This is a genomic window from Yoonia sp. 208BN28-4 (assembly GCF_037543925.1).
Taxonomy (GTDB): domain Bacteria; phylum Pseudomonadota; class Alphaproteobacteria; order Rhodobacterales; family Rhodobacteraceae; genus Yoonia.
Map to the genome: position 1 here is coordinate 482045 of NZ_JBBIFY010000002.1, position 25593 is coordinate 507637.

25 protein-coding genes are annotated in these 25593 nt (G+C 59.5%); 18 read left to right on the top strand and 7 right to left on the bottom strand.

Annotation, left to right across the window (positions count from 1 at the left end):
• Positions 1 to 5: 5 nt before the first annotated feature.
• From V8J84_RS08520 to V8J84_RS08530, 3 genes are all read left to right on the top strand, one after another.
• On the top strand, positions 6 to 785 hold the full coding sequence (locus V8J84_RS08520; protein WP_339930709.1) for an SDR family oxidoreductase: 780 nt from the start codon (positions 6 to 8) through the stop codon (positions 783 to 785).
• Between the two features lie 3 nt (positions 786 to 788).
• Positions 789 to 1907 (top strand): DNA alkylation repair protein, encoded by a 1119-nt coding sequence (locus V8J84_RS08525; protein ID WP_339930039.1) that lies wholly within the window; start codon positions 789 to 791, stop codon positions 1905 to 1907.
• A gap of 75 nt (positions 1908 to 1982) precedes the next feature.
• The gene (locus tag V8J84_RS08530) at positions 1983 to 3056 is read left to right on the top strand and encodes an ABC transporter ATP-binding protein (RefSeq protein ID WP_339930041.1); all 1074 of its coding nucleotides are present in this window, start codon (positions 1983 to 1985) and stop codon (positions 3054 to 3056) included.
• Here the strand turns inward: V8J84_RS08530 and V8J84_RS08535 are convergent.
• The 3 genes from V8J84_RS08535 to ccmI are packed head-to-tail and all read right to left on the bottom strand — an operon-like array spanning position 3053 to position 4961.
• A complete protein-coding gene (locus V8J84_RS08535; RefSeq protein WP_339930043.1) occupies positions 3053 to 3298 on the bottom strand; it encodes a DUF1289 domain-containing protein in 246 nt (81 codons plus the stop codon). The two genes, V8J84_RS08530 and V8J84_RS08535, sit on opposite strands and share 4 nt — an antisense overlap.
• Positions 3295 to 3771: a Holliday junction resolvase RuvX gene (gene ruvX / locus V8J84_RS08540; protein ID WP_339930045.1), complete on the bottom strand. Its 477-nt coding sequence runs from the start codon at positions 3769 to 3771 to the stop codon at positions 3295 to 3297. The genes V8J84_RS08535 and ruvX overlap by 4 nt, the downstream gene beginning before the upstream one ends.
• Positions 3768 to 4961 (bottom strand): c-type cytochrome biogenesis protein CcmI, encoded by a 1194-nt coding sequence (ccmI, locus tag V8J84_RS08545; protein ID WP_339930047.1) that lies wholly within the window; start codon positions 4959 to 4961, stop codon positions 3768 to 3770. Before ccmI ends, ruvX begins: the two co-directional genes overlap by 4 nt.
• A 183-nt stretch (positions 4962 to 5144) precedes the next feature.
• On the opposite strand from ccmI, the gene V8J84_RS08550 reads away from it, so the two are divergent.
• From V8J84_RS08550 to rarD, 10 genes are all read left to right on the top strand, one after another.
• On the top strand, positions 5145 to 6395 hold the full coding sequence (locus tag V8J84_RS08550) for a sarcosine oxidase subunit beta family protein (protein WP_339930049.1): 1251 nt from the start codon (positions 5145 to 5147) through the stop codon (positions 6393 to 6395).
• A 70-nt stretch (positions 6396 to 6465) separates the two neighbouring features.
• Positions 6466 to 6693 carry a hypothetical protein gene (locus V8J84_RS08555; protein WP_339930051.1) on the top strand — a complete coding sequence of 76 codons (228 nt, stop codon included), beginning with the start codon at positions 6466 to 6468 and terminating at the stop codon, positions 6691 to 6693.
• A gap of 132 nt (positions 6694 to 6825) precedes the next feature.
• Complete coding sequence (locus V8J84_RS08560) at positions 6826 to 7026, top strand: hypothetical protein (protein WP_339930053.1); 201 nt, start codon at positions 6826 to 6828, stop codon at positions 7024 to 7026.
• Between the two features lie 120 nt (positions 7027 to 7146).
• Positions 7147 to 7476, top strand: coding sequence for a sarcosine oxidase subunit delta (locus V8J84_RS08565; RefSeq protein ID WP_339930055.1), 330 nt, complete (start codon positions 7147 to 7149; stop codon positions 7474 to 7476).
• Complete coding sequence (locus V8J84_RS08570) at positions 7473 to 10469, top strand: sarcosine oxidase subunit alpha family protein (RefSeq protein ID WP_339930057.1); 2997 nt, start codon at positions 7473 to 7475, stop codon at positions 10467 to 10469. The genes V8J84_RS08565 and V8J84_RS08570 overlap by 4 nt, the downstream gene beginning before the upstream one ends.
• Complete coding sequence (locus tag V8J84_RS08575) at positions 10462 to 11025, top strand: sarcosine oxidase subunit gamma (protein ID WP_339930059.1); 564 nt, start codon at positions 10462 to 10464, stop codon at positions 11023 to 11025. The genes V8J84_RS08570 and V8J84_RS08575 overlap by 8 nt, the downstream gene beginning before the upstream one ends.
• 99 nt (positions 11026 to 11124) lie before the next feature.
• Positions 11125 to 11724 carry a superoxide dismutase gene (locus tag V8J84_RS08580; RefSeq protein ID WP_339930061.1) on the top strand — a complete coding sequence of 200 codons (600 nt, stop codon included), beginning with the start codon at positions 11125 to 11127 and terminating at the stop codon, positions 11722 to 11724.
• A gap of 120 nt (positions 11725 to 11844) precedes the next feature.
• On the top strand, positions 11845 to 12030 hold the full coding sequence (locus tag V8J84_RS08585; protein WP_339930063.1) for a hypothetical protein: 186 nt from the start codon (positions 11845 to 11847) through the stop codon (positions 12028 to 12030).
• Positions 12023 to 12475 (top strand): host attachment family protein, encoded by a 453-nt coding sequence (locus tag V8J84_RS08590; RefSeq protein WP_339930065.1) that lies wholly within the window; start codon positions 12023 to 12025, stop codon positions 12473 to 12475. The genes V8J84_RS08585 and V8J84_RS08590 overlap by 8 nt, the downstream gene beginning before the upstream one ends.
• A 121-nt stretch (positions 12476 to 12596) precedes the next feature.
• Positions 12597 to 13511, top strand: coding sequence for an EamA family transporter RarD (rarD, locus tag V8J84_RS08595; RefSeq protein ID WP_339930067.1), 915 nt, complete (start codon positions 12597 to 12599; stop codon positions 13509 to 13511).
• Here rarD and V8J84_RS08600 read toward each other — a convergent pair.
• Positions 13448 to 14005, bottom strand: coding sequence for an LOG family protein (locus V8J84_RS08600; RefSeq protein ID WP_339930069.1), 558 nt, complete (start codon positions 14003 to 14005; stop codon positions 13448 to 13450). The genes rarD and V8J84_RS08600 overlap by 64 nt on opposite strands.
• An 87-nt stretch (positions 14006 to 14092) precedes the next feature.
• On the opposite strand from V8J84_RS08600, the gene V8J84_RS08605 reads away from it, so the two are divergent.
• From V8J84_RS08605 to V8J84_RS08615, 3 genes are all read left to right on the top strand, one after another.
• Positions 14093 to 15685: a LysM peptidoglycan-binding domain-containing protein gene (locus V8J84_RS08605; RefSeq protein WP_339930071.1), complete on the top strand. Its 1593-nt coding sequence runs from the start codon at positions 14093 to 14095 to the stop codon at positions 15683 to 15685.
• A 68-nt stretch (positions 15686 to 15753) separates the two neighbouring features.
• Positions 15754 to 17577 (top strand): ABCB family ABC transporter ATP-binding protein/permease, encoded by a 1824-nt coding sequence (locus tag V8J84_RS08610; RefSeq protein ID WP_339930073.1) that lies wholly within the window; start codon positions 15754 to 15756, stop codon positions 17575 to 17577.
• On the top strand, positions 17577 to 17897 hold the full coding sequence (locus V8J84_RS08615; RefSeq protein WP_339930075.1) for a hypothetical protein: 321 nt from the start codon (positions 17577 to 17579) through the stop codon (positions 17895 to 17897). Before V8J84_RS08610 ends, V8J84_RS08615 begins: the two co-directional genes overlap by 1 nt.
• Here the strand turns inward: V8J84_RS08615 and V8J84_RS08620 are convergent.
• From V8J84_RS08620 to V8J84_RS08630, 3 genes are read right to left on the bottom strand one after another with little or no spacing between them, the layout of a single operon-like run.
• Positions 17894 to 18265 carry a hypothetical protein gene (locus V8J84_RS08620; protein ID WP_339930077.1) on the bottom strand — a complete coding sequence of 124 codons (372 nt, stop codon included), beginning with the start codon at positions 18263 to 18265 and terminating at the stop codon, positions 17894 to 17896. The two genes, V8J84_RS08615 and V8J84_RS08620, sit on opposite strands and share 4 nt — an antisense overlap.
• Positions 18262 to 22032: an efflux RND transporter permease subunit gene (locus V8J84_RS08625; RefSeq protein WP_339930079.1), complete on the bottom strand. Its 3771-nt coding sequence runs from the start codon at positions 22030 to 22032 to the stop codon at positions 18262 to 18264. Before V8J84_RS08625 ends, V8J84_RS08620 begins: the two co-directional genes overlap by 4 nt.
• Positions 22029 to 23309: an efflux RND transporter periplasmic adaptor subunit gene (locus V8J84_RS08630; RefSeq protein ID WP_339930081.1), complete on the bottom strand. Its 1281-nt coding sequence runs from the start codon at positions 23307 to 23309 to the stop codon at positions 22029 to 22031. The genes V8J84_RS08625 and V8J84_RS08630 overlap by 4 nt, the downstream gene beginning before the upstream one ends.
• A gap of 278 nt (positions 23310 to 23587) precedes the next feature.
• Here V8J84_RS08630 and V8J84_RS08635 point away from each other — a divergent pair, with 278 nt between their 5' ends.
• Together V8J84_RS08635 and V8J84_RS08640 are read left to right on the top strand one after the other, a co-directional pair.
• Complete coding sequence (locus V8J84_RS08635; RefSeq protein WP_339930083.1) at positions 23588 to 24274, top strand: hypothetical protein; 687 nt, start codon at positions 23588 to 23590, stop codon at positions 24272 to 24274.
• 24 nt (positions 24275 to 24298) lie between these two features.
• Positions 24299 to 25591, top strand: coding sequence for a PQQ-like beta-propeller repeat protein (locus V8J84_RS08640; RefSeq protein ID WP_339930085.1), 1293 nt, complete (start codon positions 24299 to 24301; stop codon positions 25589 to 25591).
• Positions 25592 to 25593: the final 2 nt, after the last annotated feature.

Here is a 25593-nt window from a genome sequence, read left to right on the forward strand (position 1 = left end):
AACAGATGGATCTGGGCATCAAAGGTAAGACAGCGCTGGTTTGCGCATCGTCAAAAGGTTTGGGCAAGGGATGTGCAGCGGCACTTGCAGCGGCAGGTGTCGATCTGATCCTGAACGCACGCGGCGCAGATGCGCTTGAGGCGACTGCACAGGAATTGCGCGATGCCCATGGCGTGAAAGTCACCGCTGTGGCCGCAGATATCACCAGCCCCGAGGGACGCGCCAAGGTGCTGGATGCCGCCGGTCAGGTGGACATTCTGGTTACAAACGCGGGCGGCCCGCCACCGGGGCTGTGGAAAGACTGGGGCCGTGATGATTTCATCAATGCCATGGACGCCAACATGCTGACACCTATCGCGCTGATGCAGGCGATGTTGCCGGGTATGATGGAAAACGGCTGGGGCCGGATCGTGAATATCACGTCTGGCTCTGTCAAAGCACCGATCCCGCAGTTGGGCCTGTCCAACACGGCCCGCGCAGGTTTGACCGGTTTCGTCGCAGGCACCGCCCGTCAGGTGGCCGAGAAGGGTGTGACGATCAACAACCTCTTGCCTGGTATCCACGCGACAGATCGGGCGGTCATGCTTGATAACGGGGTGGCCAAGGCGCAGGACATCAGCGTTGATCAGGCAACCCAGCAGCGCAAGGCCACGATTCCGGCGCGGCGCTACGGCACGGCGGAAGAGTTCGGCAGCACATGTGCGTTCATGTGTTCGCAGCACGCGGGCTTCATGGTTGGTCAGAACATCGTGCTGGATGGCGGCGCGATCAACGCCACGATCTAACGGGTGGCTGCGGGCTATAGCCTCAAGGACGATCTGTTTAACGCGCAAACGGTCCGCCATTTAGGCGGGCTGTTTGACGCGGCAGGTGTTTTTGCCAGTGATCCGTTTGTTGATGACGTTATGGCGCGGCTTGCCCCGCTCGAGCTGAAAGCGCGGATCGCCATGATTGCCGAGGTCTTGGCCGATCACTTGCCAAACAACTTTCCGCAGGCTGCTCTTGCCATGCGCAAGGCGCTTCCACCGCCGCTTGATCCATTGGCTCAGGATGATGACTTTGGTCATTTCATCTATGCGCCACTTGGCGTCTACGTGGAAAACCACGGCCTCGCGCATGACTTTGATCTGTCGCTCGATCTGTTGCACGACATCACGCAGCGATTTTCGATGGAGTTTTCCTTGCGCGCATTTCTGAATGCCGATGCAACGCGCACCATGACCCGCGCCACGCAGTGGGCGCAAAGCGACAATTACCACGTGCGTCGTTTGGCCAGCGAAGGCACGCGCCCGCGACTGCCGTGGGGGCAGGGTATTGGGCTACAGCCCGCCGACACGCTGCCTGTTCTGGACATGCTGCACGCTGATCCCACGCGCTACGTCACGCGGTCGGTGGCCAATCACCTCAACGACATCAGCAAGATCGACCCCGATCTGGCCGTGGCGCAGCTGGATAAATGGCGCAGGGACGGGCGGCAAAACAGCAAGGAGCTTGATTGGATCGCACGCCACGCGCTGCGCGGCCTGATTAAGGCGGGGCACGCGGGTGCAATGGCCCATCTTGGATATGATCCGGATGTTGCCGTTAAGATTGCGGATTTCGGACTTGCCACTGTGACCCCGGCGCGGGGTGACAAAGTTGCGGTCTCAGCGACGCTGATCACGCCCGACGATGCGCCTCTGATCGTGGATTACATCGTCGATTACGTCAAAGCTAACGGCCGCACAGCCCCCAAGGTGTTCAAGCTGAAGGTGACGCAGACCAAAGCCGGACAGGCACTGCATCTGACCAAGCAACACCACTTCAAGGATGATGCGACCACATTCCGTCTCTATCCCGGCGCGCACCGTATCCACCTGCAAGTCAACGGGCGCATCAGGGCATCGCAGGCGTTTGATCTGTCTTGACCTTGCCCATCGCAGCTGGGGTTGCTAGGGACGCGTGACAAACCCTATCAAATCACTCAGGGATAGCCTGCCTGCATGACCGCCCCCCGTCTGGAAATCAAAAACCTGTCGCGGAGCTTTGCCGGGCGGCAGGTCGTCGATGATGTGAGCCTGCGCGTGATGCCGGGGCAGGTGACGTGCCTGCTTGGCCCATCCGGTTGCGGCAAATCCACGACGCTGCGCATGGTTGCAGGCGTTGATATGCAAGACAGCGGCGAGATTTTTCTTGATGGCAAGATGATCTGCGACACCGTGCATCACACCCCGCCAGAAGATCGGTCCATCGGCCTGATGTTTCAGGATTTTGCGCTTTTCCCGCACCTAAGCGTGGCGCAAAACGTGGGCTTTGGTCTGAAAGGAAAGGCAGCCGAGAAAACCAGCCGGATCAAGGCGCTGCTGGATCGTGTTGGTATGGCTCGCCATATTGATCGCTATCCCCACGAACTCTCTGGTGGCGAACAGCAACGTGTTGCGCTTGCCCGCGCGCTTGCGCCACGGCCCAAAGTGATGCTGATGGACGAGCCGTTCTCGGGCCTTGATGACCGCCTGCGCGATGATATCCGCGATGAAACGCTTGAGGTGCTCAAGGACGAAGGCACTGCCGTCCTGCTGGTCACGCACGAGCCGGGCGAAGCGATGCGCATGGCTGACGAAATTGCGCTTATGCGTGATGGCCGGATCGTGCAGCAGGGCGCGCCATACAATATCTACAACGCACCTGTTGATCGGCAGGCCGCCGCTTTCTTTAGTGATATCAATGTGATCAACGGCACTGTTCACGGGGCGCTGACTGAAACCCCCTTTGGCCAGTTTCTGGCCCCAGGTCAGCCAGATGGCACGGCGGTCGAGATTGTGATCCGCCCGCAGCACCTCAAGATCGACTTTGATCGCGGTGGGCGCGGCCCGAACCCGACAATCGCCGAGGGCACACCCGCCCGCGGTATCGTGCGCCGCGCGCGTTTCATGGGATCGGAAAGCCTTGTCGAATTTACGATGGATTTCGACGGATCAGTGCTCCGTGCGGTCATCCCGTCCGTGTTTTTGCCAAAGCCGGGCACGCCGCTGTGGATCATGATCCGCCGCGACAAGTGCTTCGTGTTTCCCCGCTAGGTTCCCAGCCGCCCTGCACGACCACCGCGCCGTTTGGTCAGTTGCGACCGGCGGCTTTCCAGCTCTGCCATCACCTCTGACCGGACTTCGGGCGTCATCCGTGACCACGCGCCAATTTCGTCGATCGTGCGCAGGCAACCTGTGCAAAGACGGCTTTTGGGTTCAATCACGCAAATCTTGATGCAGGGGCTTTCGATCTCGGCCCGCTTCCAGATGCGATCAGTGGGGTCAGGTTTGGTCACGGGTTTGCTTTCAGATGTGTCAGCCGGTCCAGCATGCCTTGCAGAATATAACTCGCGGCGACCCGATCAATGACCTCGGCGCGACGTTTGCGTGACGTATCCGCCTCAATCAGCACGCGTTCGGCGGCAACAGTCGACAGGCGTTCGTCCCAGAACGTGATTGGCAGTGGCGTCAACCGTTCCAGATTGCGGGCGAAACTGCGCGTCGCCTGACAGCGCGGCCCTTCTGATCCGTCCATGTTCATCGGCAGGCCCAGCACGACGCCCGCGACATCGCGCTGCGCGAAAATCTCAAGCAGGCGGGCGGCATCAAGACCAAATTTGCGCCGTTTGATCGTCTCAACCGGACTGGCGGCCGTGCGCAAACCATCCGACACCGCAACGCCGATCGTAACGGTCCCAAGATCAAGACCCGCCAAAGACCCCAGCTGCGGAATGGCATCCGCGAAGGATATGGCATCGGGGCAAATCATTCGCTGAGCCCCGCACGTTCGGCGGCAGCGTCAATCGTGGCAAGTGCCGTGGGCGATGCGCCAAACACGTCGCGGGCTTCAGTCCAGATGGCGCGGGCCGTGTCGGTCTGACCCAGAACGCCGTAAGCCGTGATCAATCGCGCCCAATCGGCGGGTGGGCCGCCTTGCTCGGCCAGTCTGTCGGCCAGCCCTTCAACCATGCCAGCAATCATCTGCTGCTGATCCTCGGGCGGCAAATCCTGCATGTTGGCTACGTCGGCGGCACTCGGACCGGTTTGTTCCGGCAATGCGTAGTCAGTGCCCGCGCGGAAGGCGGCATCTTCGATCTGTTCGCGGGCAAAGGCCACGTGGAACAGGTCCGACGGTCCGTTCTCAACAATATCGCGCCAGATGCGGAAGGCGATATCGGGCCGGTCTGTTTGGTTGTAAAGCGATCCCAGATAATAGCGCGCCGGTATGTTGGCCTCGTCCACTGCCAGAATCCCGCGGATCAGATCCTCGGCTTCGGGAGATACAAAGCCGTTGGCGGCGGCGACCATCATATCGACCTGCACCATCTGGTCTGACAGGGTCGCCTCATCACCTTTGAGCGCCACAACACGGGCCTGTGCTTGTGCTGCTGCGGCAAAGTTGTTCAGGGCAGCCTCGTGCTGGGCAAGCAAAACCCATCCTTGCAGATCATCAGGGCGCTGCGGCACGATCTGGCGCAACTGCTGCACGGTTCTCAGATATTCTTCGGCCGCATCCACGGCAGGAGGGGCAGGGGCCGCGGCCTCTGCTTGCGCCTGTGACGGGCGGTTCGCGCGGGCCTCGTCGCTATTTGCCAACCGCAGCCCAAGCGGCAGATCGGGATAGCTGGGCGCGCCAAGCTGCTGGTAGGTCACAAGCGACAGCACGATCACTGTGCCGGCGGCAAAAACCGCGCCGGCGCGACCACGCCCTGCATCACCATCAACTGCATCGGTCCTCTGGCTGGCCAAAAGGCGGCGGGCGATCTCGGTGCGTGCAGCCTCGGCCTCATCAGGGGCCAGCAGATCACGCGCAACATCGCGGTCCACCTCGGCCAGTTGAGCCTTGTAGAAAGCCACATCACTTTCAGATGTCGCAGGGGTCGGTTTGCGCAGCATTGGTCCGGCCACGACAAGCGCAACAAGCAGCGTCAGTATCCCACAAATTGTCCAGAACAGCATAGTCCGCTTCCTTTGATCCCGCCCTAGGTATGCCGGATTTGTGGCAAACAAAAGGGGCGCTCACAGCGGCGTTAGACCGCATGTCGTAAAAGGGAAAAGGATTGTCGCCGTGAGTATCCTCTTATATCCGGCGCGGGTCCAATAACGTGACAGCCAACCATCAGTGTAGGAACGGGATTCGCCATGGCCCAGAAACGCTTTTCCGCCTTTGCCATCGCCCGCGAGGCCATGCGTCAGCATTCGGGATGGGGCCGCACATGGGGCAATCCCGAGCCGAAGAAAAAGTACGATGTGATTATCGTGGGCGCGGGCGGTCACGGTCTGGCCACGGCGTATTTTCTGGGCAAGAATTTCGGCATCACGAATGTGGCGATCATCGAAAAAGGCTGGCTGGGCGGCGGTAACACGGGCCGCAACACAACGATCATTCGCTCCAACTACCTGCAAGACCCGTCTGCTGCGCTTTATGAAAAGTCCCGCTCGCTTTACGAGACGATGTCGCAGGATTTGAACTATAATGTCATGTTCAGCCCGCGCGGCGTGATCATGTTGGCGCAGACCCAGCACGAAATCCGCGGCTACAAGCGCACGGCGCACGCGAACTCGCTCCAAGGTGTCACGACCGAATGGATTGAACCCGCCCGCGTGAAAGAGCTTTGCCCGATCATGAATATCGACGGCCCGCGCTACCCTGTCTTGGGCGGCCTCTGGCAGGCACGCGGCGGCACAGCGCGTCACGACGCTGTCGCGTGGGGCTATGCTCGCGCCTGCACCGATATGGGCATGGATGTGATCCAGCAATGTGAGGTTCAGGCGGTCCGCACCGAAGGTGGCAAGGTCGTTGGCGTCGACACCACCAAAGGCCCGATTGATTGCGACAAGCTGGGTATGGTTGTGGCCGGTCACTCATCAGTTCTGGCTGAAAAAGCAGGCTTCCGTCTGCCGATGGAATCCGTGGCGCTGCAGGCGCTGGTGTCTGAGCCGATCAAACCCGCGATGGACATCGTTGTGATGGCCAACACCGTGCACGGCTACCTTTCGCAGTCCGACAAAGGCGAGATGGTGATCGGCGGCGGCACTGACGGGTTCAACAACTACACGCAGCGCGGCAGCTTTCACCACATCGAGGAAACTGTCCGCGCTTTGGTCGAAACCTTCCCGATGATCGCGCGTCTGAAAATGCTGCGCCAATGGGGCGGCATCGTGGACGTCACTGGCGACCGCTCACCGATCCTGTCCAAAACACCCATCGACGGCATCTTTGTGAACTGCGGCTGGGGCACTGGCGGGTTCAAGGCGACACCGGGGTCGGGCTGGGCGATGGCCGAACTGATGGCAAAAGGCCAATCACCACTGACCGATGAATTCAGCATGTTCCGCTTCCGCGAAGGCAAATTCATCGACGAAAGCGTGGCGGCAGGGGTCGCACACTGATGATTGCGCGGAACCGGACAGACGATGGCGGCGTTGGCTTGATAGATCAAATCTATCAGGATGCTGCCACATGTCTGATCACACAACACGCTACCCGCGCGCGCCGCGCTATTCCCGCCTGCACGGATATCTCTTCATCGGTGGCGTTGTTGCCATCGTCGGCGGCTTCGTCGCGTTTCTTTTCCTTGCCGAAAGCAACTACGACGTCGAAAGCGGCAGCACCGGGCTGTCTGTCTCTGGCACGGAAAACCTGCTTGATGCGGTCGGAGAAACTATCAGCGGCACTGTCGGAGAGTGAAACGGCTGGTTTTGGCCGACCCGATTGGTCGCTTTCGCCTGATAGCCGCCGAAATCGGCAGGGGATTTTTGCCGATATCGCTTTTGACGCCACACAATCCAAGATGGAGCCATCCCAAAAGGAGGCATCATCATGGTTGACTACACCACATCCAAAAGCAGCGGCAGCAGCGTGGGCCTTATCCTTGCCGCGGCCTTTATCGCGGCGGTCGTCCTTTATGCGATCTACGCGGGCAGCGGCAGCAGTACAGACAGCGCGACGCCAACAGATGCGCCAGCCGTGCTCGAAGGCGTGCCAGACAGCACAGCCCCGGCAACCGTTCCAACCGAATAAGACCACCACTCACATCCGAACCGCAGCAGGCGGGCGCAGCAATGCGCCCGCCTTATTGCGGTGCACGGACGGTGCACGCCCGGTGCACGCTTTTCACACCCCCATTTCAAAGGTTCTGCCATGCTGACTTTGCAGTGTCCCTATTGCGGCGTCCAAGCCGACGAAACCGATCTGCACGGAGGTGGAGAGGCGCATCTGAAACGGTTCGGACCCGGATCGTCCGATGACGATTTCGAGGCGTATCTGTTCCGTCGCGCCAACACCAAAGGCGTGCATTTCGAACGCTGGCGGCACGTTTACGGCTGTGGAAAATGGTTTCTGGCCGCACGCGATACCGCCACTTTGGAAGTGTTTGGCACCTATTCGGCACAGACGCTAGAGCCACCGCAAAAGATCAAAGACGCCATTTCTGCCAAGCGCGCAGACTGGACATGGGAGCCCGCAACATGAGCACACGTCTTGAGACCGATGGTCGTTTAATCAACAAAAACAAAGCAGTATCGTTCACTTTTAATGGTAAGCAAATGCGCGGGCTGGAAGGCGATACGCTGGCCTCTGCGCTTTTGGCAAACGATCAACTGCTGGTGGGCCGCTCGTTCAAATACCACCGCCCGCGCGGCGTTGTGGCCTCTGGCGCAGAAGAACCCAATGGTCTGGTGAACTTGGGCAAAGGCGGTCATTTTGAACCCAACCAGCGAGTGACCACCACCGAAGTCTACGATGGCCTGACAGCCACGTCGCAAAACCACTTTCCGTCGCTGGAATTCGACGTAGGCGCGATCAACACGCATCTGTCGCGCTTCTTACCTGCCGGTTTTTACTACAAAATGTTCATCCACCCGCGTCCGTTGTGGAAGCACGTGTATGAACCCATCATCCGCAAATCTGCCGGTCTGGGCAAAGCACCCAAAGACCGCGACGCGGACACGTATGAACATTTCCACGCGCACGTGGATGTGCTGGTTGTGGGCGGCGGCATCGCCGGTCTGGCGGCGGCTTTGGCCGCTGGTGAGGCGGGCAAGCGCGTTATGCTGATGGAGCAAACCCACGCGTGGGGCGGACGCGCCGCTGTCGACGATCCGCAGGTTGATGGCATGATCGCGGGTGACTGGATCGAACAGACCGTGGCTTCGTTAGAGACGATGCCGAATGTGACCCTGCGCTTGCGTTGTATGGGTGCTGGCGTCTATGACCATGGCTATGTGCTGGGTTACGAGAAGCTGAACGAACATAACCCAAGCGCGGACGGCCCGCGTCAGCGTTTGTGGCGCATCCGTGCAGGGCATGTTGTGACCGCCACTGGCGCTATTGAACGTCCTTTGTCTTTTTCAGGCAATGACTTGCCGGGTGTTCTTCTTGCGAGCGCCGTGCGCGATTACGTAGTGAATTTTGGCGTGTCGTTGGGCGATCGCACCGTTGTCGTGACCAATAACGACGATGCTTATCGCACAGCAATCCGGCTGAAAGAGGCCGGCCTAGACGTGCCCGCGATCATTGACGCGCGGCCCACGGCGGATGGCGAATTGCCGCAACAGGCGCGGGCTTTGGGCATTGCCGTCAAAACGGGCAAGGCCATCGCCAAAGTCAAAGGCGGCAAGCGCGTCACGGGCGTTGCGATCTGCGCACAAGCGGGCGAAGGCGCTGTTCTGGAAGAGATTTCGTGCGATTGTGTTGCCATGTCAGGCGGCTGGTCGCCAGTGGTGCACCTGTGGTCACACTGCGGTGGTAAGCTGGTCTGGGACGCTGAAAACGTGATGTTCCGCCCCGATACAGACCGTCCGCCGACGGGTGCTGACGGGCAGGGCTTCGTCACCACTGCTGGCATCGCAAATGGCCATCTCTTTACCGCGGAGGCTGTCGCGGACGGCTACACAGCTGGCCGGACGGCAGCAGGCGCGGACAGCGGCACCGCGCCATCAGGTGAGGATGAAGCCGAAGAACCGATTTCTCCCGTCTGGCTGATGCCACAGGGGGCGAGCTACAAGCTACGGTCGAAAGCATGGCTCGATTTCCAGAACGACGTGAAGGTTAGCGATGTGCAGCTTGCCGCGCAGGAAGGTTTCGAGAGCGTCGAACACGCCAAGCGATACACGACACTTGGCATGGCGACGGATCAGGGAAAGCTGAGTAATATCAACGGTCTCGCGACCCTTTCTAAAGCGTTGAACAAGGATATCCCGAACGTCGGCACCACCACGTTCCGGCCACCCTATACGCCGATCTCAATGTCATCCATCGCCGGTGTTGCGCAGAATGACCTGTTCCAGCCGGTGCAGATGACGCCCGTGTCGGAGTGGTCGAACGCCAATGGAGCCGACAACGAACCAGTCGGTCACTGGCGCCGTCCGTTTGCCTATGTCCAGAGCGGCGAAAGCGTGCATGACGCGGTCAACCGCGAGGTGCTAAATACGCGCCAGAATGTCGGGCTGCTGGACGCCTCGACGCTGGGCAAGATCATCGTGCAGGGGCCCGATGCGGGGAAATTCCTCGACATGCTTTACACCAACATGATGTCAACGCTGCCCATCGGCAAATGTCGCTACGGTCTGATGTGCACAGAGAACGGCTTTCTGTCTGACGACGGCGTGGTGGCGCGCATTTCCGAAGATCGCTGGCTGTGTCACACGACAACCGGCGGTGCAGACCGCATCCACGCGTGGATGGAGGACTGGTTGCAGTGCGAGTGGTGGGACTGGAAGGTCTATACCGCCAATGTGACCGAACAGTTTGCGCAGATCGCGGTTGTCGGCCCCAACGCCCGTAAGGTCTTGGAAAAGCTGGGCGGCATGGATGTGTCGAAAGAGACCTTGCCCTTCATGCAGTGGGCCGACGGCACCATCGGTGGGTTTGACGCAAGGATGTTCCGCATCTCGTTCTCGGGTGAGCTGTCCTACGAAATCGCGGTTCCAGCCAGCCAAGGAGCCGCCTTCTGGGAGGCTTTGATAGAGGCGGGCGAGGAGTTCGGGATTATGCCTTACGGCACCGAAACGCTGCACATCTTGCGGGCCGAGAAGGGCTTTATCATGATCGGGGACGAGACCGATGGCACGGTCATCCCGCAAGATCTGAATCTGCACTGGGCGCTGTCGAAAAAGAAGGACGACTACATGGGCAAGCGCGCCCACCAGCGCAGTCACATGGCCGATCCGAACCGCTGGAAACTTGTGGGGCTAGAGACGCTGGATGGCTCCGTGCTTGAGGATGGGGCCTATGCGATTGCCGACGGTACAAATGCCAACGGGCAGCGCAACACGCAAGGGCGCGTCACGTCGACCTATTTTTCTGCCACGCTGGACCGCGGGATTGCGATGGGGCTGGTCCACAACGGACCGGACCGAATGGGCGATGTGATCGAATTCACGCGCATCGGGAAAGAGCCGGTGAAAGCCAAGATCGTTGATCCGGTCATCTACGATAAAGAGGGGGCCAAACAGAATGTCTAACGCTGCAAGCGCTTTGAACAACCGCGTCGCGAATGGCACTGTCACCGTGCGCGAAATGGGCCTGCGTGGCATGATCACCCTGCGCGGCGATCTGTCGGACGCATCCTTAAAGAAAGCCTGCAAGTCACTGACAGGTCAGGACTTTCCGGCGATGGGAAAGGCCAATGTTGATGGCGAAAAAGGCCTGTGCTGGATGTCGCCCGACGAGGTTCTCATCCTTGTCCCGCATGCGCAGGCCGCCGAAGCTGTCACTCAGATCGAGAAGGCGATGAAGGGCAAACACCATCTGGCGGTCAACGTATCCGACGCCCGCGCGCTGCTGTCTGTTGAAGGCCCTTACGCCCGCGAGGTGATCGCCAAACTGGCCCCCGTTGATCTGCACCCCGATACATTCAAACCGGGCGACTTTCGCAGGTCGCGTCTGGGGCAGGTGGCTGCGGCATTCTGGATGGCGGATGCCACGACAGCGCATGTGATCTGCTTCCGGTCGATTGCGGATTACGCATTCCGGCTTTTGGCCACATCGGCCAAGGCGGGACCTGTCGGAATCTTCTGAACGAATGCGCGGCGCACGCGTTGTCTTACCACACTTGACCTTCTGCGCTGCCGCGCTCTTATGTTGTGCGACGCGGAACCAATAGAAAGAGAGCGAAACATGGCTTTTGAACTTCCCGACCTTCCATATGCACACGATGCCCTTGCCGATAACGGCATGTCGAAAGAGACATTGGAGTATCACCACGATATTCACCACAACGCCTACGTCACAAACGGCAACAAGCTGATTGAAGGCACCGAGTGGGAGGGCAAGTCCCTCGAAGAGATCATCAAGGGCACGTATGACGCAAATGCCGTCGCGCAGTCCGGCATTTTCAACAACATCAGCCAGTTGTGGAACCACAACCAGTTCTGGGAAATGATGTCGCCCGGTAAATCCGACATGCCGTCCGAGCTTGAAAAAGCGATCACCGACAGCTTTGGTTCGGTGGACAAATTTAAGGACGATTTCAGCGCTGCTGGCGGTGGTCAGTTCGGTTCTGGATGGGCGTGGCTGGTCAAAGACACCGATGGCAGCCTGAAAGTTACCAAGACCGAAAACGGCGTGAACCCTGTCTGCTTTGGTCAGACGACACTGCTGGGCTGTGATGTGTGGGAGCACTCTTACTACATCGACTTCCGCAACAAGCGTCCGGCGTATCTGACCAACTTCCTTGATAATCTGGTCAACTGGGAAAATGTTGCATCGCGCATGTAATCCCAATCGATCAGAGCTGAATATTAAGGCCCGTCGCTTCAGCGGCGGGCCTTTTTCGTTGGAACCATCGGCGCGGGAAATCGTTTTCCTAGTGAGATCCGCAACATCAAGGAGACAGTTATGACAAACGGCCAAAAATCACCCCTGACGCGTGGCGATATTCCTGCCGACAATGGCAAGAAAGACGGCGTTCCCGGCGCACATGGCAACGAGGACAAGCGAGAGCACAGCGGATCAACCGGTGCATCCTACACCCGCCGCGGTCCCGACCGGATTGAACCAAGCGAGGACGTTGACAATGACTAGGCTGACGCAAGGCACATGGGTGCTTGTGACGGACAGCGAAAAGGCATTGTTTCTTGAAAACCAGACAGATGGGGAAGATCCGCATCTGACGGTGGTCAAGAAAGAAACGCAGGACAACCCGTCGGATATCGACCAGTCCGCAAACCGCCCCGGCCGGATGAGCGATAACGGCATGGGCCAGCGGTCCGCGCTTGACGACACGGACTGGCACGAGCTTGCCAAGGAACGCTTTGCCGCTGATCTGAGCGATATGCTATATGAGCGCGCCCATCGCGGCGACTTCAGCAAGCTGGTTCTGGTAGCATCCCCGATGATTTTGGGGGAACTGCGCCAAAACCTGCACGTCACGGTCACCGACAAGATCATTGGCGAGATCGACAAAACTCTGTCGAACCACCCGATCGACGAGATCGAAGACATCGTAAAAAAAGAACTGGCGTCCTAACGCCACTGGCACGGCCCATTTTTTCGGGTCGTGCCATTCCCAGCTATCCCCCGCACATCTTGATACGCCCTAATCCCCAATGGCGCTTGCGCTTGGCCCTTGAAGCTGCGCAGGTCGGCGCATGACGGAAGGGACAAAAGGCATTCTGGCGATGGTGATCGCCTGCGTGACGTGGGGCTTGTCACCCATCTATTACGCCATGCTCAAACACGTCCCACCGTTTGAGGTGCTGTGCTATCGCGCGCTTTGGTCGCTGGCCTTTTTCGCTGGAATTCTGCTGCTTCAAGGGCGGTTACGAGAGATAGCGACCGCACTGAAAAGCCCCAAGCGCTTTATGATTGTCACAGCCGCAGCGGTTCTGATTTCCGTCAACTGGTTCGGCTACATCTACGCCATCTCCACGGCACAAGGTGTTGAAGCGTCGCTGGGCTATTACATCTTCCCGATTGTGGCGGTCGTGCTTGGCCGCGTGGTGTTTGGTGAACGGCTTGACCGTCTGCAATGGCTGGCAGTGGCACTTGTCACCGGCGCGGTTGTGGTGCTGACCGCCGGATTGGGCGTGGCCCCGTGGATCGCGTTAGTGCTTGCAGTAACCTTTGGTTTTTACGGTGTCATCAAAAAGCAGCTTGACCTTGGTCCGGTTGTGTCGGTGACAGCGGAGGTGTTGATCCTCAGTCCCATCGCCATTGGGTGGATTGTTGTCGCCGGAACCGGAGCGGGGGGCGGCAACGATATTAAGACCCATGTGCTATTAGCGCTTTCCGGTCCGCTGACCGCAACGCCGCTGATCCTGTTATCCTACGCCGCCCGCCGGGCGCGGCTATCGACACTGGGGCTGGTGCAATACCTGAACCCCAGCCTCCAGTTCTTTTGCGCGGTTGTCATCTTTGCCGAACCGTTCACGCGGTGGCACGGCATCGCATTTGCGATCATCTGGGCGGCGCTGGCGCTTTATTCCGTGGCCAGCCTGCGTCAGGACAGGGCAGCCCGCAAACGCGCCTCAAGCGTGGGCACGTCCGGCACTACGGTTGCGTAGTCCAGCAGATTATCATCGGCAAACCCCTGATCAATCGTGTGGCGGACCAGTGCCGACAGAGGTGTCCAGTAATCCCGCGTGTTCACGACAAAGATCGGTTTGCTGTGCAGTCCAAGCTGGCGCCATGTCAGGGCCTCGAAAAACTCGTCCAGTGAACCGGCACCACCGGGCAGCAGCACGACGGCCTCGGCGTTCATCAGCATGACCTTTTTACGCTCGTGCATGGTTTCGGTGATGATGAAACTGTCCAGATCGCGCTTGCCAACCTCCCAATCCATCAGGTGCGTCGGGATCACGCCGAATGTCTGCCCACCAGCGGCTTGCGTGCTGCGTGCAACGCGGCCCATCAGACCCACATCGCCTGCGCCATAAACCAACCGCCAGTTGTTTGCGGCCAGCATACGCCCCGTGTCTTCTGCAGCTTGGGCGAAATCGGCGTGCGCGCCATCGCGCGATCCGCAGTAAACGCAGACAGAGGGTTGCGGTTTTGTCATGGTATCGGGTCCTATGCGATGGGGCTTTGACCGTGCATACCCGCGTTGCTATGGTCTGCCAACCTATGGAACGAAGGGGGTGGTCCGGTGGCATCAGGCACAGGTTCAAATGCACTGTCGCTCTGGCTGGGCGTTGCCGCTGCCGGCGCAATTGGCGTCGGCACGGTGGTCCTTTTGGGGCCGGTGACACAGCCGGACGATCCTGCGCAAGCGACGGCTCCTACGGTGACGGATGGTCCAGCCGCGACTGATGATCAGGCGGATGTGGCTCCTGCGTCTGATACGGCTGTGGCCGAAAGCACAGATGCAAATGTCGCGCCCGTCGATGACACGTCTGATGCGAAGGTCACCCAGACTGGCGAAACTACGGCGCCTGCCGCTGCCGATACTGAAACTGATGAGGACACGACCCCAGTCATATTGCCGCCAACGCGCGAGACGTTTTTGATGTTCCCCGACGGCTTCGCCACAATCGCAGGACGCGCAACGCCAAACGCTGTGGTCGAGATCAAATTGGCTGGCGACCCACTGGAACGTGTGACAGCCGATGCCAATGGCGGCTTTGGCGTGACGGTTTTTATCGCGCCGTCCGATCAGCCCCGCCGCATGCAGTTGATCGCCGATCCTGACGGGGCTGCGGTTGCTTCGGCGGAAACCTATCTGGTGCAGCCCACACTTGCGCTGGCGTCAAACGATACGGTTGCTGACGTGCCAGACGAAGTTCAGCCAACAGCAGAGGCACCCGACGAAACCGAGGCCACTGATGTTGTGAACGTCGCGGATGTAGCAGATGATGCGGTGGACGAACCGACGACAGCGGATACGCCAGTGGAGATGGCCGAGGCTCCATCTGATGAGGATGCGGTCGCATTGGCGGCAGTTGATGAAGTTGTCAGCACAGATGCGTCACCTGCGGAAACGGTGGACACGAGTGATATCGCGGCTGCGGTAGAGGCCGAGAGTGATCCTGATACAGACGTGGCCGCATTGATTGAGCCCGCCACCGACGCACCGACAGCCGATACAACTGCGGTTGAAATCGCGACGCCGGACCTACCCGACACACAAACCGTCGCCAGTGTTTCCGAACCGGTGGCACCCACCACAGACGAAGCCCCCGCAAGCCCTGCCGTTCTTGTCTCCGATGCGGAAGGCGTGCGCGTTCTACAGCCATCATCCGATATCCAGCCAGAGGTGATGTCGCAGGTGGCACTGGATACGATCAGCTATGACAACACCGGCGACGTGCTGTTGTCGGGCCGTGGTGCGGGTGAGGGGTTCGTGCAGGTCTATCTTGATAACCAGCCGATCACCACGTCTCGCATTGACGACCAGGGCGGGTGGCAAATTGATCTGCCCGAGATCGACACCGGCGTCTACACGCTGCGCATTGATCAGGTTAGCGCCGAAGGCGAGGTCACATCGCGGATCGAAACGCCGTTCCAGCGCGAGGAAGCGGCTGACGTTGCGGCTGTCTTTGCCGACGAAACCGCCGACGCGAGCTTTGACGTGGCCGTGCGCACCGTGCAGCCCGGGGCCACGCTTTGGGCGATTGCACGTGAACAGTTTGGCGAGGGGATCATGTATGTGGCCGTGTTCGAGGCCAATCGTGACCGGATCCGCGACCCCGACCTGATTTACCCCGGCCAGATTTTTCGGATTCCCGACGTGGCACAATAGCGGCCCGCTGGCTCTGGTCATTTGCAGGGTGCGGCCCTAGGTATGAAGGCCACTAGCCGGAGTACCCGATGCGTCGTTTGACCAAGACCCAAGCCAATCTCGATAATCATAAAATTCAGGGTTGGAACGTCATCAAGCGCGTCGCGCCCTACCTGTGGCCCAAGGGGGCGACAGGGACCAAGGTGCGGGTGGTCCTGTCGATGGCCGCACTTTTGTTGTCGCAGGTGATAGCTGTCATCACGCCGCAATTTTTTAGTCAGGCTGTTGATGTCATGGCGCCTGAAAACGGCGATATGGCGACGTACTTGGGGCTGGGCGCAGTTGGCCTGACGCTTGCCTATGGTCTGGCGCGTCTGATGACGGTCGGATTTCAGCAGTTACGTGACGTGATCTTTACTGTGGTCGGGCAGGGCGCGTTGCGGGCACTGGCCCTGCAAACCTTTACCCACATTCATCGCCTGTCGATGCGCTATCATATCACGCGCAAAACAGGAGGGTTAAGCCGGATTATCGAACGCGGTGTGAAGGGCGTTGAATTTTTGCTCCGCTTCCTGCTGTTCTCGGTCGGGCCGCTGATCCTGCAATTGCTGATGATCGCAGGCGTGCTCTTTTTCAGCTTTGACGTCTGGTATCTGGTCGTGGTTGTCGTGACCATCGGGCTTTATGTCTGGTTCACCTTTGCGGTGACTGAATGGCGCGTAAAAATCCGCAAGGAAATGAATGATCAGGACACGGACGCCAACCAAAAGGCGATCGACAGCCTTCTGAACTTTGAAACGGTGAAATACTTCGGCGCTGAACAGTGGGAATCCGACCGCTACGACAGCGCGATGCAGCAGTATCAGAAGGCTGCCATCAAAACGAACTACACGCTGGCCTTTCTGAACTTTGGTCAGGCGCTTTTGATCACTGGCGGTCTGGTTGCCGTGATGGTGATGGCGGCGGTTGGTGTTCAGAACGGCGACCTGACTGTTGGTGATTTCGTGCTGGTGAACGCCTATATGATCCAGATTACGATGCCGCTGAATTTTCTTGGCACGGTCTATCGTGAAATCCGGCAGGCATTGATCGACATGGGCGACATGTTTGACCTGTTGGAACAGCCCGCCGAGGTGCAGGACAGCGATGACGCAAAACCACTGGATGTCACAGGCGGGCATGTCGAATTGCGCGACGTGCATTTTGGCTACGACACCGAGCGTATGATCCTCAAAGGCGTGAGCCTTGACGTGAAGCCCGGCCAGACCGTTGCAATCGTCGGGTCATCAGGGTCCGGCAAATCGACCATCGGGCGATTACTTTTCCGGTTCTACGATGTGACGAACGGTGCGCTATTGATTGATGGTCAGGACGTGCGGGACGTGACGCAAGACAGCCTCCATGCGCAGATCGGCGTCGTGCCGCAGGATACTGTGCTTTTCAACGATACGGTGCATTACAACATCGCCTATGGCCGCCCTTCTGCGTCCGAGGACGAGATTATGGCCGCCGCGAAAGCCGCGAAAATCTATGATTTCATCATGTCCTTGCCGGACGGGTTTGACACGACAGTGGGCGAGCGCGGTCTGAAATTGTCGGGCGGTGAAAAGCAGCGCGTGGGCATTGCGCGGACGCTTTTGAAAAACCCGCCGATCCTCTTGCTGGACGAGGCGACAAGTGCGCTGGACACCGAAACCGAGATGGAAATTCAGGCCGAACTCAAGGCGATGGGCGAGGGGCGCACCGTGATCACCATCGCGCACCGCCTGTCCACGATTGCCGATGCAGACCAGATCGTTGTGCTGGAGGATGGTCATATCGTCGAGACCGGCACGCATGACGCGCTGCTGGCCAGTGATGGCCGCTATGCGCATCTGTGGAACCGCCAGTCCGAAGAGGAAGAGCTTGTCTGATGGCGCGTGCGGATTATCCGCGCACGCCCGACGGGCGGTATTTCGTGGCCAAAGACCGGCTTTGGCGCTGCACCGATCCCCGGCTTGATGACAGCGAACGTCGTGCGGCGGTCAAGGCGCTGATGCAGGCGCGCCGTGATGTGCACCTTAAACGCGATGATCCCGATGCTGTGGCAGAGGCGCGCACGCGGGTGGACGCTGCCAAGCGCAGGCTGGGAGAGCGCGGACCAGTCTGGTGGGACGATGGCGCTGCGGATGAGGGCGGCAAACACCCCAAGAACAGCAGTTACGCCGCATGGTGGGCAGGACTGAGCGACTAGGACGTGGCCGCGATGGTCCCCAGCAGCGTCAGTCCCGCAAACATCGTCGCTTGCGGCAGCACTTTGAACGACACTTTAGCCACGAGCGGGTAAATCAGCGCCGTTATCGCGTAGGTCAGGCTGAACAGTGTGGCCGCGATCGCAAGCGGTTGGCTGTCCCAATACGCCGCCGCTGCGAACAATGCGCCAAGCTGGGCCAGTGCCACGGTAAACAGATGCCAGACGAGCAGGCCTGTATGCTTGGCCGTTGTATCAAGGTCACGCGACGCCTTGATCGGGCGCGCCGTATCCTTGCCGCCCGCGATAGCATGCACAGCACAGATAAACGCAGCTACTCCCGCAGCGATCCAAAGCGGGAGGGTCGTCATTCTGCAGCGCGGATTGTTGGCGACATCGGCACAGGGGCTGGGTGGTCGTCCTCTGTCCAGATAAACTCCGGCGACTTGATGCGACGTGCCTGACGCGAAAGGGCCCAATCCTGTGCAGCACGGCTGGACCGGCCTAACGACAGCTTTGCCAGAAGCTGTGCAAACCACAACGCGTAGGTGGTGATCCAGACCCGCAGTGCCAGCATCGCGGGCGTAAAGACCAGTGTCAGAACCGTCGCGATGCCAAGACCAAAGACCACTGCCGTCGCCAGTTGTTTCCACCACAGCGCGGTCGGGCTGTTAAAGCTGTAGCCGCCGCCAAAGAAATCGAGACTTAGACCAAACATCATCGGCGCGAGGCCCGCCATCGTTGTGATTGTGGTCAGCAACACAGGGCGGATACGATCCTCGGCGGTGCGCGTGATGGCCTCGGTGCGCGGCATGTACTGGCTGTATTCCTGATAGGTGTCGATCAGAATGATGTTGTTGTTTACCACAATTCCGGCCAGCGCCACGATCCCTGTACCTGTCATGATGATCGAAAATGCCTGATCCATGACCAGCATGCCCACAAGCGTGCCTGCGGTGGACATGACCACTGCCAGCAGCACCAGCACGGCGTTGTAGATCGAATTAAACTGCGCCAGCAGGATGATGAACATCAAGCCTAGCGCACCGGCAAAAGCGGTTTGCAGGAACGCGCCGCTTTCGGCTTGATCTTCTTGGTCGCCGGTCCATTCCCATTGCACGGATGCAGGGAAGGGGTTGGTATCAAGCCATTCTGTCAGGCGTTCGATGCGTTCGTTTGGATTGACAATGGTTTCCGTCAGGCCGTCCGCGTCGATGGCGGCGATCAGGTCGCTTTCGCCAAATCCATCGGCATAGGATTCGATCTCGTACTTTGCGATCCCTACGGCATCTTCGTCCGCGATGCGCGCCGTAGCGATGATCGGAGTGTCGCCCTCGTCGCCGTCAGAGCTTGCGGCACGCAAAGTGACCAAACCGCTTTCCACGCCAGATTTCACGTCAAAATAACGCTTCTGCTCAACCCGGTCGATCTGGGCCAGCTTGGCCACAGGCGTGCGTGTGATGAAGTTCGACAACGGCACGAGGCCCGCATTGGTGCGCACACGCAGACTGTCGAGAGTGGACAGCACGCGATCCTCTTCCGGCAGGCGCACGCGAATTTCGATCTCTTCGTCAGAGCTGTCAACGCGCATCGTGTCCAGCAAGATACCGCGCGTGACCATCTGGACCATCGCGCCAACCGAGGCCACATCGGCCCCAAAGCGGCCCGCTTTTTCCACATCCACATTGATCTGCCAGTCGATGCCGGGCAGGGGGCGGGTGTCTTCAATCAGTTCCAGCCCCGGCATGGTGTCGAAATAATCCCGCGCGGTTGCGGTGGCGGCGCGCAGATCATCCCAGTTTTCGCTTTGGATGCGCAGGTGGACCGGCTTGGCCGACGCAGGACCACGCGACAGGGCCAGAATTTCGGTCTGAATGCCCGGCACAAGATCCAGTTCATCCTGAATTTGTTGCAGGATCAGATCACCGTCAAAGCTGTCATCTTTCACGCTGCGGCTGACGATCCAACCGACAACAGGAATAGTGAACCATGGTTCGCGCACAGTGGGGCGATCATCCCAAGTTATCGTCTCGAACTGGACCTGACCGATGGTGTCACGCGGGGCAGAGCCGCCACCTGTGTTCTGGTTCAAGCCGCCTTCACCCGCAAAGGAAAACGCGGTCAGCACACCGGGGTTCGCCAGCACAATGTTTTCGGCCTGACGGACCAGCGCATCTTTTTCAACCAGCGACAGGTTCCCGCGGGCGCGGACATAGACGGTGCCTTGCTCCGGCTCGGATTCCACGAAAAACTCAACGCCATTATTATTTGCGCCAAAGTAGGTGAAGATCGAAACAACGGTGAAAATCACCGCACCAATCGTGACAATCGGCATGATCGGATTGCCTGCGATCAGGTGCATAAAGCGGCCAAAAAGGCTACGCCTGTAACCGGCACGAATACGCTTGCGGCGGATCGTGACTTTGGCCGCGCCGATAGTGATCGAGGCGGCGAAAGCACCGATTAGAAACAGGATGATCCCGGGAAGGCTGTCTGAAAGACCTGTGGTTTGCACCGCTTCGCCTGTCAGATATCCGGGGTTCAGCGTCAGCATGGCTCCTGCAAAGACCGTCATCAGCGCCAGAGGCACCAATGCGGCGCGGATCACCCACGGCAGGCGCGCGCGCAGCCAGTCAGAGGCATGGCCAAATCCGCTGCTGAGCCGGCCGGTCACGCCGCCCATCACAGGCAGGTAGATCAGCGCCACGACAAGCGATGCACTCAGCACGAAAATCAGCGTGACGGGCAACATTCCCATGAATTGCCCCGGCACACCGGGCCAGAACAGCATCGGCAAGAACGCACACAGCGTGGTCGCGGTGGACGAAATGATCGGCCAGAACATGCGTTTGGCGGCTTCGGTATAGGCGGACATCGGGCCGGACCCTTCTTCGATCCGGCGGTCAGCGTATTCGACCACCACAATCGCGCCGTCCACCAGCATCCCCACGGCAAGGATCAGTCCGAACATCACGATGTTGGAAATGGTGATGCCCATGATGGCAAGCAGGGCGAAACACAGCAGGAAGGACGTGGGGATCGCAAAACCCACCAGCAGTGCGGGGCGCGTGCCAAGGGCCGCCAATACGACGATCATGACCAGCGCCACCGCTGTCAGAACCGACCCTTCCAACTGGCTGACCATTGAGGCCACGCCACGCGACTGATCGTTTGATGTGCCCACCTCGACAGAGGCGCTAAGCTCGGGTCCCCAAGATGCCTGCTCTTCGGCCACGATCTCTTTGACCATCGCGGAGGTATCAATCAGGTTGAAGCCTTTCCGTTTGACCACCTGCAACGCCACCGTGTTCACGCCGTTAAAGCGCGCTGTGCCGATCCGGTCTTCAAACGTCAGCCGGATATCGGCCAGATCACCCAATGTAATCACGCGGTCGCCGTTGGTTTTCACGGGCAGGGAATAGACGTCACGCGGCTCGTCAAACGAAGACGGGATTTTGACGGCAAAGGTGCCTTGCGCGGTTTCAACTTCACCGGCAGCGATCAGCATGTTGTTGTTTGTGACCACACCAATCAATTCACCGGCGGTTACGTTGTAGGCTTCCAACTTGAGCGGGTCGATCAGCACCTCAAGCATCTCGTCGCGCTGTCCGGCCAGACCAGCCTCAAGCACAGCATCCATGCCCTCGATCCGCTCTTGCAGGCGTTCGGCCACACCTCGCAGGGTGCGTTCAGGCACGGCACCGGTGAGGTTTACAATCAGGATCGGAAACTCTGAAAAGTTGATCTCGTTGATCGAATACTGGTCCGCGCCTTGTGGAAACTGCGCCTCGGCAGAGTTCATCGCGTCGCGGATATCGGCCAGTACCTTTGTCTTGTCCCAACCAAACTCAAATTCCATGATCATGCCCGCGTAGCCTTCGGCGGCAGTTGCGGACAATGTTTTTAGGCCATCAAGATCGGACAGTTCGGTTTCCATCGGCTTGACTAGCAGCGTTTCGCTGTCAGCCGCCGAAATGCCGGGGAAGGGGACAGACACAAAGATCGCCGGAATTTCGATGTCCGGCTCACCCTCTTTGGGAAGCCCCACATAGGCCATGCCCCCCGCCAGAAGCGAGAGGGCGATAAACGCAAGGACCATGCGGGCACGCGATGCGGCCCAGTCAACCATACCGGTCATCCTTTTGCCTCCTCGAAAGTGGGCACGACGACAACACCGTCTACCACGTATTCCTGACCGATCAGGATCACATCGACCGTGTCGGGCAGGTCTGTCAGCCAGACACCGTCCACCGTATCGCGCAGCAGTGTAACAGGCATAAAGACCGAGGCGTTATCAGGGCCAATCGTGCGGACCCCCAATGCGCCTTCGTCGTTCAGGGTCAGCGCCGATTGCGGCAGCAGGTGTGCCCGGCGACCATCGGATGCCACGATCATCTCAACGGTCTGGCCATCGCGCACGGTCAGATCATCATTTGGCACCTGCACTTCGACGCGGAAGGTGCGCGTTGTTTCATCTGCCGAGCGCGACAGGAATGTAACGCGCCCGCTCAGCTCTTGTCCGCCGGTCAGACGCGCTGCTGCTGGAGAGCCAACAGTGACCTTTTGCACGTCCGCCTCGGGGACAAATCCAACCAGTTTGATAGGATCAAGCTGAATAATCGTGGCGCAAGCGGCGCCGGGCTGCATCAGCGTGCCCAACTCGGCGGTATCCGTTTCCAGCAAGCCAGCAAACGGCGCACGCACGATCAGCCGTTCAATCTCACGCTCCGCGGCGGCAACACCGGCAGCAGCGGCTTCGATCCCGGCTTGAGCGGAGGCAACACCGGATTGCGCACGTTGCAAACCGGCAGCAGCGGCTTCGGCCACCGCTTCGGCACTGACAAGACGTGTTTCAGAGGCAAATCCGCCCTCGCTAAGCTGGCGGGCGGCGTTCACGTTGACCTCGGCCTCGCGGATGCGGGCATTTGCTTCGGCGATTGCGGCCTGTGCTTCGGGCACGCGGCCTTCGGCTTCGGCTAGGCGGGCGCGTGCTTCGGCAAGGCTGGCCTCGCGCGTTCCGGGGTCAAGGCTGCACAATTCCTGATCGGCTTCGACATAAGCGCCTTTGCGCAGGGGTTCGGACACGACCAGACCTGATGTTTCGGCGGCCACAGTGACCTGACGGGCGGCTTCTGTCCGGCCACGCAGGATCACGGCGCTGTCGATGGTTTGTGCGGTTGAATGGGTCGCCACGACGCGGATGACGCCCCCATCTGCCTCAACCGATGGTGCGTCCTCGGCTGTGCCAGACGCAGCAGCGGTGTCTGTGTCAGGCGCGTCGCCCGCCTCCGTATCAGCAGGGGCTGTGACTGGCGATGACGTTTGCGCAAATTCCAAAAGGCGGTCGCGTTCAAAGACACCAAGATAAAGCGCCACGCTCACGAGGATGGCAGTCAGGATTGGAACAAGCTTCATCGCAATGGCCTTTGGTCGTACAAGGATGCGGTATCGCATCTTGGGTCTTATAAAAATGTTACGTTTCACACGCCGTTCCGGATCAGCGGCAAGCTGAACCGACCAGTTTAGTTTACGAAGTTGACGCAGCTTCCGCAAGGTCCGTTTTCTGCGCTGCCGCGAAGGTTTCCGCCAACTGTGGCTGCGGGGTGCCGTGGCGGGTCTTGGCATTTGCCGAAGTTTCGCTGTATGACCAACAAAACAGGATTTGGCGCATCGCGCCGCACGAGGGGGTCCGGGTGAGCGAAACCGATAGTTTCATCAATGAAGTCAGTGAAGAAGTCCGCCGTGACAGGCTTTACGGATATGTGCGCCGGTACGGCTGGATTGCAGTTCTGGCCGTTCTTTTGATCGTGGGCGGCACGGCTTACAACGAATACTCCGATGCGCAGGAAGCTGCCACCGCACAGGCCGCAGGTGATGCGATGCTTGATGCACTTGGGCAAGATGACCCAGAGGCGCGGGCCGCGGCATTGGCCGAAGTTGATGCGCAAGGTGAAGCGGTTGCCGTGACCGACCTACTTACTGCGGCGACCCAGCAAGAGGCCGGTGATCTGGCTGCGGCCAAAGCCACGCTTGACGGTCTGGCCGTTAATCCCGATGTGCCGCAGATTTACCGGGATGTCGCTGGCTTTAAGGCTGCTCTGATCAATCTGCCTGATACCGATCAGACTGCGCGCCGCCAGACGTTTGAAGCACTGTCGCAACCCGGTGCCCCGTTCCGCCTTCTGGCGCTGGAACAGCTGGCCCAGATGGATGTAGCGGCAGGTGAGACCGATGCCGCAATCACGACATTGCGTGCCATCTTGGAAGATGCGGCTGTGACGCGGGGCTTGCGTGAACGCGCGCAAAGCCTGATTGTGGCGCTGGGGGCCGAGCTTGAGCAGCCGGCAGTCGCAGGCGCAGACGACAGCGCAGACCAATAGGCCAATAAGGGGCGCGTGACAGTGATGGCAAATAAGATCCTTGGCGCGGCACTGGCCATGGCCATCATCTCAGCTTGCGGAGAAGCCGATATCATCCTGCCGGGTGAACGGCTTGATATCCGGCCCGATCAAGCCGCAACCGTCAACGAGGCCCGCCCGATCGGATTGCCCGCACAGCGTGTGAATGCCGACTGGACCCACGGCAACGGCGGGCCCGATCACCAGATTACCCATCCCGCTCTGAACGCCACGCTAACGCAGGTCTTTGTAAACGGCATCGGCGAAGGCGACAGTTTGCGCGCGCGGATCACGGCCGATCCGGTTGTGGCCAATGGCGTGATCTACACGCTTGATGCGCGGTCGCTGGTGACAGCCACGACATCCAGCGGACAAACCGCCTGGACCCGCGATGTGACGCCTGCCACAGATAATGCAAGTGACGCCTCTGGCGGTGGTCTAGCGGTCGGCGGCGGGCAGCTTTATGTAACAACCGGCTTTGGCGAGGTGACTGCCATCAATGCCGCCACGGGTGCAGAGCTTTGGACCCAAGACCTTGATGCGCCAAGTGGTGCGCCAACCGTGTTTGGCGATCTGGTTTATATCGCGGGCCGCGACAGCACCGGTTGGGCGCTGGACAAGACAAACGGGCGTATCCGCTGGCAAGTCACTGGCACACCTGCTGTTGCGGGCTTCGGCGGCGGGTCTGGCGTTGCCGTTAACAGCAACATCGCCATTTTCCCCTTCCAATCAGGCGAGGTGATCGCAGCTTTCCCGCAAGGTGGTTTGCGTCGGTGGAACACATTTGTCGCGGGCGAACGTGACGGATCGGCTGCGGCAAATATCTCGGATGTGGCAGGTGATCCGGTCATTGACGGAACAACGGTATACGTCGGCAACTTCTCGGGCCGTATTTCGGCGATGGACGTCAGTAACGGCGACCGTATCTGGACCGCGCAGGAAGGCACCACCGGAACAGTCTGGCCTGTTGGCGGATCGGTGTTTTTGCTGAATGATCTGAACGAACTTGTGCGCCTTGATGCGGCTGACGGGTCGGTTATCTGGCGCGTGGCCCTGCCTGACACGGTTGAGGGCCGCTTTGGCAGCATCGTTGGCAAGCACGCGCATTACGGCCCTATCGTTGCTGGCGGACGCGTGATCGTGGCATCATCTGACGGTGTGATCCGGCAGTTTGATCCGGTATCAGGCGCTGTTGCTGGGCTGACAACACTGGAAGGTGGCGCATCATCCGCCCCCGTCGTCGCTGGGCAGACGCTTTACGTTGTCAGCAAGTTGGGCAATTTACACGCTTTCCGTTAAGC